Raw genomic sequence first — 8364 nt, 5'->3', positions numbered from 1 at the left:
GCGGCGTCACGCGACGGCCCGTCCTCCAACGGCAGAGGACATTACGGGCGAACAGCCGCACCGATCAGCGACCGAAACCCGCTGACGAATCGAGGATAAGGGAGCTCGAAGGGAAAGTGACCTCAAAGGGAAGGCGGAAGAAGATTGACCGCAGCTTTCCCGACAAGATCGACTTCCTTGTCGAGCGCGAAAGCCTTCCGGCCGAAGTTGAGCCAGTACTCAAGCGACTGCACGAATACCGCAACGAGACCTACCACCGTGATCACCATCGCGTTGAAGTGCTTCGCCCGGCCGTGATCATCTACTTCGACGCGGCCTGCACAGTCCTCTCCGCGCTCAGGCCACAATCCGTGGGCGACGAAGGCACCGGCCCTGAGCTGGACCGCTTCCTGAAGGGCCCCAAGGGATGGCACGACCCCTTCGGCCTGCCCGAACGAGCAGCCAGCGTGCTCCGGGAAGAGGTCGGGCTGGACCTGGAGGCTGTCCGCGACGCGTTGAGCGAGCACCTGCTTGGACGCCTTGATGAGCTCGAAGGGAACATCCAGTACGTCGAGGAATACTTCCCCAACTCGGTTGCAGGCGATGCCCTCCGCATCATCCAGGTGGATGACAGTGACATCGAAGCGATCTTCAGCAATGAAGTACTGCGCAGCAGAACCTACCCTCACAATGCAAATGACCTCATGATCTGGCGTCAGCGTGCAGAGACCCTCCTCACAGTGGCGGAGAAGCATGCGCTCTTCACGGAGTACGCCGCCATCGAGGTGGGCTTCGAAGCGCTAGAACGGCAGGCGCGCACCGCGGTCGAACGGATCGATCAAGAGATCCAGTTGCAGGTGGACATCTACCGCGGAAAGTGAAGCACCGCAGCGACGTCCCCATTGGGTTGCGTCGATGGCGGGCACCGAACGTGCCGGGCCGGGCAGTTAGCGACGCAACCTCAACCGCAGCCGCCACCGGACACAAGCGAGGGTGCGAGCGGCCGCGGCGGCAATCCGCGAGGTGAGCGCGCAGGCAGCCACATGGGGTGCGGCCCGGTCGCGAGCCACGCTTGCTGTCGCAACCGGCGGGCGGAGCCCCAGCCACCACCAGGTGGGACCGGGCCTACCAAGCGAGCAGCTCCTACGCGGAGGGGATTACGGGGATGCGGATACGGGTGACCCTGACGCGCGGGTCAATGTCCGTGAGCTCGACGGTGCCGAACTCGCATTGAAGCGCGGCGCGGAGCGCTTCGGCCCAGCGCAGCTCAGGGTCCTGATCGTCGCGCCGGCCGCGACTGGCACAGCGCGACCGCGTCCGCCTCGAACTCTGTGCGACCGATCTCCAGCAGCTGCTGGGCGCTCGGCACCGGTCATACGGGTGCGACGCGCGCGCCGCGGCTTGTCGTTGCTGGGGGTACTGTTGGTGTCGGTCGCCACGGCGTCAATCATGCCGCCTCGGCGTTCTCCCTACGGCGCCGGGAGCGGTCCTCGCCCGGTCTGGCGGCGGGAATCGATACGCGAGCGTGACGGCCAGCGCACGTCGTACGCCCAGCCGAACCACTCGAACCAACGGATGATCCGCGCCGAGGAGTCCAACTGGCCGCGCTCCACCCCGTGCCGGGCCGAGGTCGGGTCGGCGTGGTGCAGGTTGTGCCAAGACTCGCCGCAGGACAGCACCGCCAGCCACCACACGTTGCCCGAGCGGTCCCGCGACTTGAACGGGCGCTTGCCGACCGCATGGCAGATCGAGTTGATCGACCACGTCACGTGGTGCAACAACGCCACCCGAACGAGCGAACCCCAGAAGAAGGCGGAGAACGCGCCCCACCACGACATCGTCACCAGACCGCCGATCAGCGCCGGCAGCACGAGCGATGCCGTCGTCCACGGCACGAACTGACGGGAGATCCGCCGCATCGTCTGATCCTTGATCAGATCAGGCGCGTACTTGTCCTGCGGAGTCTGCTCCCCGTCGAACATCCAGCCGACGTGCGCCCACCACAGGCCCTTCATCAGCGCCGGAACCGTCTCGCCGTACCGCCACGGCGAGTGCGGATCGCCCTCGGCGTCGGAGAACTTGTGGTGCTTGCGGTGGTCGGCGACCCAGCGGACCAAGGGCCCTTCGACCGCCAGGGACCCCGCGATCGCCAGCGCGATCTTCAAAGGCCGCTTCGCCTTGAACGAGCCGTGCGTGAAATGCCGGTGGAAACCGATCGTGATGCCGTGGCAGCCGAGGAAGTAGAAGAACACGAGCAGGCCGAGATCCAGCCAGCTCACCCCCCAGCCCCACGCCAGCGGCATCGCCGCCAGCAGCGCGAGGAACGGGACAGTGATGAACAGCAACAGCGTGATCTGCTCGATCGAACGCTTCTGCTCACCGCCCAGCGTGGCAGACGGCACCGCGCCGTCGGTCGCCTTCGGGGCGTCGTCGATCACATCGGAACTCGCGGTCATGGGTGTCCCCTGGGTCGAGGGTCGGGACAGGTGAGCAGCGCCGTGTCCAGCTGGCGGGTGCCGGTGATCACACACAGCCTGTAGGTCGCGTCCTCAAGCCGGCGGGCGGTCTCGGTGCAGTTGTCGGCAGCGAGGCGGCGCCTGAGCGAATCGCATCGTTCGACCAGCTCCCGCAGGAGAGCAGGCTGCGCCGTGATCACGACTGCCTTCCTTCCGGTCCAGCCCGTGTGGACCACCCCCGTTACCCATACGGTGGCAGCCGTCGGCGCCTGTCGCATCCTGAGGCCGTGGCTTGGGTGGGCTGGCGGTGACGTGGGTGGTTGCATCGATATGTCCTGCGGTCCCCGGCTGCTCTTCCGGCGTCGGGCTGGGGGCCGCGACATGTTGGGTCCCGGTGACCGACTGCCATGACAGAGGCGCCTGGCTTCACCCTCAAAGGCCAGGGGCCATCTGCCTGCGGCGGCCGATCAGCCGTCGCACGGCAACTGGAAGGGCCGCACCTCACAGGTGGGCCTGCCGGGCAACGGCATCGCGGCACAGGGGACCGACCTGTCAGGACTCAGTGATCTCGATGTGCCGCGGCTTGGTGGCCTGCGCCTTGGGCACGGTGACGGTCAGCACGCCGTCGTGCAGGGTCGCACTGACCTCGTCCGACCGGACACCGGCCGGGAGCAGGGCCTGGTACTCGAAACGGCCGCTTCGGTCGACTCGATTGCCCGTGACTGCCCGCTCATACTGCCCTCACCACTGGCTACGCCCAGACGCCTCATGAACGCCGGCTCGCTGCCTGCCCATCCTGGGCGGAAAAGGGGCGTGTGCGCACGACATCGATCGTTCTCGCCGACACCCCCGAGATCCATCGGCCGGCGGGAAGCATCCAGCGTGAATGGGAACGGCCACCGTGGCAGGGGAATCCAAACGGGAGCGCGCAACGTTTCCTATATGGGGGCGCGTGTGGAGAGAAGGTGAACGGCCACGGGCATTCCTTTTGGACCGCATCTGTCGGTGCCGGGGCTGTCGCCGGTACGCGGCGTGGGTGCAGAGGCAAGCAGGGTTACCGTGCGACTGATGCGCCTCCCCCTCGACCTGGCTGCGGGGGGCGTCGGTCAGCTGACCGGGCACTTCGGTCGTGCTCTGCCGTGGCGGGGGATGATCCGGGACGAGCCGTCGGCAGATGGGGATCTCCCCGTGCTGTTGGTGCATGGGCTGGCGGACCGGGAATCGGTGTGCAGGGCGCTGCGGCGGGGGCTGTGTGGCTTCGGCGCGGGGCCCTTCATCACGGTGAGCTATCGCGCGCTCAGCCCGGACATCCGCGCGGTGGCCCGGGTTCTGGGGGAGCAGGTGGAGCTGGCCAGTGCTCGCAGCGCCGGGCGGCCTGTGGTCGTGATCGGGTACAGCCTTGGAGGGCTGATCGCCCGCTACTACGTGCAGCGGCTCGGCGGGGACTTGCAGGTGCCGCTGGTGATCACGCTGGCGACGCCGCACGGCGGGACCGCCGCGGCCCTGCTGGCACCGCCGCATCCGCTTCTGCGCCAGCTACGGCCGGGAAGCGAGCTGCTGACCGAGCTCGCCGAGCCGGCCGCGGGGTGCCGTACCCGGTTCGTGGCCTTCTACAGTGACCTGGACAAGGTGATCATCCCGGCCACCAGGGGCCGCATCGACCACCCAGACCTCGACGCATGCAATGTCCTCGTGCCCGGCGTCGGGCACCTGACCCTCCCCGTCCACCAGCCGGTCATCGACCAGGTGCGCTCGCTGCTCACTGCGGCCCAGCAGGCCACGTCCGCCACAGGCCTCCCACACGGCCACACCTTCAGTGCGAACGGAAAGCACCACGGCACAGCCGAGGTTCTTCGTGACAGCGGGAGGCAAACGGAGGACCCTGAGAGGTAGCCGATAGGAACGTCAGCACGTGTGCGGACGGACAGCATGGCTATTTCGCGTAACCCCAAGAACGCGCCGACGGTACGCCCGTATCACCCCCAGGACGAACCGGGGGTGCGAGAACTGATCGACGCCGACCGGCTGCCGGGGCAGCCGCACTGCACCCCGGAGAAGCTGGCCGCAGCGCGGCACGGTCCTGTCCCCTTCCCCCTGGCCGGCTGGACGGTACCGACCAGGCCGCGGATCAACGTTCTGGCCGATGCCGAGGACCGCCCCTACGGGATCATCGCGTACTTGTCCTGGACCGATGTGCGAACCGGTCTGATCTGCTGGGTCCACGCCCACGAGGACCCGTGCGCCCTGCGGGCCCTGATCGGCCACGCTCTTGCCGCACTTGCCGACTGCACGTGGATCGATGCGTTCGTGAGTGCTCCGCCGGGTCCCCTGGGTCCGGGCGGGCTGCCCTGCACCCGACGCGGCGCCACCCACGACGCCCTGGTGCAGACGGGCTTCACCGGCCGCTGCCAGGGCTGCTACCTGCACTGCGTGCTCCCTGCCGAGCCCCCGTCGGCCAAGCTGGTCGCCGATGTCTTCCCCTGCGACTACCCTCCGGGCCACCGCCTCATCATTCGTGAGGCCGCCGAACCGGTCGCCGAAGCCGTCGTCAGCGTGGAACCCGACCGCACCGCGACCGTCTACTGGATCGAGATCCTGCCCACCCGCCGCCACCGCGGCCTGGGCCACAAGCTGCTGAGCCAGGCCCTGGCCCTGCTGGCCGAGCAGGGTGCCACCGAGGTCGCTCTCGTCCTCGACGACGCCCAGCAGTCCGCCTCCGAGAGCCGCGCCGCCACCCGGCTCTTCCGCTCCTTCGGCTTCACCCTCGTCGACCAGCTGTGGACCTACCAGCACCCACGCCCCCAAGCCCCGCGACCTGCGTTGCCCTGAATCCCCCGGCCGGGTCTCCTTATGCGGCTCAGCCGTCTTGCGGTTCGACAGACACGCCGGTCGTGGGAGGCTTCCTAATGTTGTTGTCAAGCCGCCCCGGTGACGGGTGGTGCGACTTGGTAGCACCTTCGGTCACGGATCAGTGCCCAGATGACGTTCACGCGGCGCCGTGCGAGGGCGAGTACCGCTTGGACGTGCCGCTTGCCTTCGGCCCTCTTCCGGTCGTAGAACGCCCGAGAGTTGGGGTCGCATCGGATGCTGATAAGCGCGGACGTGTAGAAGACGCGCTGAAGTCTGCGGTGGTAGCGCTGTGGCTCCCAAGCCATGGTCGGCAGCGTCATGAAAGCCACACCCGGCTCCCCTGGGTCCCCAAACCCTACGAATGGCTGGGGCAGGCCCGGCAGAAAGGTAGAGCGTCATGAGCTCGGTCCAGCCGAGCGACGCGAACTGCGGAGATGACCCGCTCGCGATGCTGGTGCTGTCGTTCGTACTCCAGCAACCTGACGGGCCGTCCTGTTGGACTCGTTGCGCAGGTGCATCTTGATGCGTTCGGGGCCCATCGCCTCGTAGCCGGCTCACGACTCCTCGTCGCGGGTGACCGCGCCCAGAGCGTCCGCTTCCGTCCTGTGGGTGGCCTCGGGCGTCCTCTGGAGCACGGCCTCGGCCGCGTTGATCAACGTGTCGCGCTGGCGATGGCGCCGCTCGTACTCCAGCACCTGACGGACCATGTCGTCGGAGACGTCGTGCAGGCGCATCTTGATGCGTTCGGGGTCCATCGCGTCGTAGCCGGCCCAGGGCTCGGCTTGGCGGAGATGCTCGATAGCGTTCAGCACACCGCGGCGGCCCGCATGCGCGCGTTCGTAGCCCTCGATCACCGCCAGTTCCGTCTGGGACAGGCCGCGCAGGCGCTGCTGGATCTCCGTGACGCCGAACCGGCTGTAGCCGGGGACGGGCAGGGCCTCCTCGCGGGCCATCGCGCCCTGCACCTTCTCGGCCACACGGGCGACGGGCATCTCCCGCCCGGCTCCCCCGCCCGGGCCCCCCACGCGTCCGGTGACCCTTTGGAGCCGTACCCGCACCTGGCGCGTGATCGCCTGCAGCAGGCTGTTGCCTTCGGCAGCCTCTCCCCGCGGCGGACGGGGGCCTTCGGCCGCCGCCGCCACGGCCCCGGCCCGTCGGGCGAGGTTGTCCTCGCTGGTCTCCAGCAGCACCTCACCCTGCCGCCCGAGCACGGCAAGCAGCTCAGCACTCTCCTGGTCGTTGAGCCGTTCGGCAATGTCCTTGCCTGCCTGACAGGTCGCCAGCGCCCGGGCCGCCGTCGTGTACTCGTCCACGGCGGCCCTCAACAGCCGGCGCTCACCGGCCGGCCCCTCACCACGCACGATCTCCATCACGGCCGACACCCCCACCCCCAGCGGAAGCACGCTCACCCGCACGGCGCCGCGGGCCACCCTCCACATCAGCTGCCCGGCGCCCGACAGCAGCCCACGAGCCGGTCGCACTTCACGCATCCGCGCCTCGACGCGCCCGACGTGGTACTGCGCCTCACTCGCCTGACTTTCGAGCCGTTGCCGGTCGGTGCCCGGCGGGGTGAGGGCCGCACCCCTCCAAAACCGGTCGACGACCGCGACATGAGCGTCACGGGCATCTTCCAGTGCCAGTATCAGCACATCCGTCTCCGCTGCCATCTCCTGCTCCTGAGCTCCGGGCGGCATGGCGCCGCGCACGACGAAAAGCGCCCGCCGTCCGCCACTCCGGCCGGGCAACCGAAACCCATCCTGCGGAAGCCTGCCGAAGATCGCCTGGCGAGCCAGCCACCCGAGTACGCCCCCTTACCAGCGTCGGAAAGTGGCACAACAGTCGCCCGTTCAGCGGCGACGACATCGCTGGCCAGATCCGGGCGCTCAGGGAGCAGCCCGACGGCAAATGCGTCACGCCCTGCAGACCGTCGCTGTGGTCGCCTACATCGAGGTGTAGCGGTAAGGCGGGCTGGTGCGCGAGCCCGAGGGCGTGACGGGAGTCCCGGACACGCATACCCGTCTAGCGCTGCGTTGCCGTGGGAAAGGGATCCGGTACACGGTGCTGGTCGTGGCTTGGTGAACCACGCCGCGAGGCCCGTCCCATCCGTACCGGGAGCCGTTTGGGACGGGCACTACCCCAAATTCACGTAAGGTAGCAGCTCACTACACTGAGTGATAGGAGCTGCGCTTTCAGCACTACAGGTGCGACGGATGGTCGTCGCCTTCGCGGAGGACGAGGTGTCGATGGCCTAGCCCGTCGGGTCTCCCTAGAACTCGCGAACCAGAGCCGGACGCCCGTTCCAAGCCCTGTGCAGGAGCGTCATGATCGAACCCACCGGTTTCCCACCGCCAGCATGCGACCTGCCGGACAGGCTGCTGGCCGTACGGGCAGCCGAGGGGGACGAGGACTCCTTCGCCGTTCTCGTCCGGCGGCACAGCCGACCCCTCCTGGCCATGGCCTACTGCATGCTCGGCAGCGTCCAGGACGCCGAGGACGCCGTTCAGGACGCCTTTGTCAGCGCTTGGCGGCGACTACCGGAATACCGCCACAGTGCCGAGTTCCATACCTGGATGTACCGCATCACCGTCAACCGCTGCCTGACCATGCGCAGCCGCCGACTGCCACCCATACCCCTGGACGCCGTGCCCGAATCGGAAACGAGTGACGAGTCGAGCTCACCCGCCCGAACCGCCGAGCAGGACGCGGCCGCGGCGGCCCTGGCCCGCGCCCTCGGCGAGCTGGACACCGGACAGCAGGCCTGCTGGATCCTGCGGGAACTGCAGGGACTGCCGTACAAGGAGATCGCCGCCGTGACACACACCAGTGAGCAGGCGGTGCGCCGCAGACTGTTCAGAGCACGCCGGTCTCTCCAAGAGGCGATGTCCCCATGGCGCTAGACGACCCGCACGCGCGGCCTTCCGAACCGCCCCGTACCGACAGGCCCGGCCAGAGCGCGACCCGGCTCGCGGGTGACGAGGTCCGGGTCGCGGGTGACGAGGTACTGCCCTGCGGGCGCCTGCTCAGCCAGGCCTGGGAGCAGGCGCAGGACGCCACGCCGACCGCGGAGCCGCACACCGTG

6 protein-coding genes and 5 pseudogenes are annotated in these 8364 nt (G+C 68.4%); 5 read left to right on the top strand and 6 right to left on the bottom strand.

All coding sequences use genetic code 11. The annotated features are described in order from the left end of the window. Positions 1–860 (top strand): hypothetical protein (locus ABZ818_RS41755; RefSeq protein WP_361427289.1); only part of this gene is annotated, 860 nt, incomplete at its 5' end. A gap of 437 nt (positions 861–1297) precedes the next feature. On the opposite strand, the pseudogene ABZ818_RS41750 reads toward ABZ818_RS41755, so the two are convergent. The 4 genes and pseudogenes from ABZ818_RS41750 to ABZ818_RS41735 form a co-directional block, all read right to left on the bottom strand. Next, a pseudogene (locus tag ABZ818_RS41750) lies at positions 1298–1430 on the bottom strand (TetR/AcrR family transcriptional regulator); the annotation flags it as partial. Then, positions 1427–2435, bottom strand: a pseudogene (locus tag ABZ818_RS41745) (acyl-CoA desaturase). The pseudogenes ABZ818_RS41745 and ABZ818_RS41750, both read right to left, overlap by 4 nt. After that, positions 2432–2713 (bottom strand): DUF5133 domain-containing protein, encoded by a 282-nt coding sequence (locus ABZ818_RS41740; protein WP_361427286.1) that lies wholly within the window; start codon positions 2711–2713, stop codon positions 2432–2434. The pseudogene ABZ818_RS41745 and the gene ABZ818_RS41740 overlap by 4 nt, the downstream one beginning before the upstream one ends. Positions 2714–2987: 274 nt before the next feature. After that, positions 2988–3125, bottom strand: a pseudogene (locus tag ABZ818_RS41735) (Hsp20 family protein); the annotation flags it as partial. Positions 3126–3503: 378 nt separating this feature from the next. Here ABZ818_RS41735 and ABZ818_RS41730 point away from each other — a divergent pair. Beyond that, positions 3504–4328: a lipase gene (locus ABZ818_RS41730; protein ID WP_361427283.1), complete on the top strand. Its 825-nt coding sequence runs from the start codon at positions 3504–3506 to the stop codon at positions 4326–4328. Between the two features lie 36 nt (positions 4329–4364). Then, positions 4365–5264, top strand: coding sequence for a GNAT family N-acetyltransferase (locus ABZ818_RS41725; RefSeq protein WP_361427280.1), 900 nt, complete (start codon positions 4365–4367; stop codon positions 5262–5264). Positions 5265–5350: 86 nt separating this feature from the next. Here ABZ818_RS41725 and ABZ818_RS41720 read toward each other — a convergent pair. Next, positions 5351–5578 (bottom strand): annotated as a pseudogene (locus ABZ818_RS41720) (IS110 family transposase); the annotation flags it as partial. 261 nt (positions 5579–5839) lie between these two features. Next, entirely contained in the window at positions 5840–6952 is a 1113-nt protein-coding gene (locus ABZ818_RS41715; protein ID WP_361427277.1) for a hypothetical protein, read from the bottom strand. 654 nt (positions 6953–7606) lie between these two features. Between ABZ818_RS41715 and ABZ818_RS41710 the strand changes: the two genes are divergently transcribed. Beyond that, positions 7607–8182, top strand: a complete 576-nt coding sequence (locus ABZ818_RS41710; RefSeq protein ID WP_361427274.1) for an RNA polymerase sigma factor — start codon at positions 7607–7609, stop codon at positions 8180–8182. Beyond that, positions 8173–8364: pseudogene (locus ABZ818_RS41705) on the top strand (hypothetical protein); the annotation flags it as partial. The gene ABZ818_RS41710 and the pseudogene ABZ818_RS41705, both read left to right, overlap by 10 nt.

Source organism: Streptomyces sp. NPDC047453, from assembly GCF_040643155.1.
GTDB lineage: Bacteria > Actinomycetota > Actinomycetes > Streptomycetales > Streptomycetaceae > Streptomyces.
This window is presented reverse-complemented; position numbering and strand designations above follow the sequence as displayed.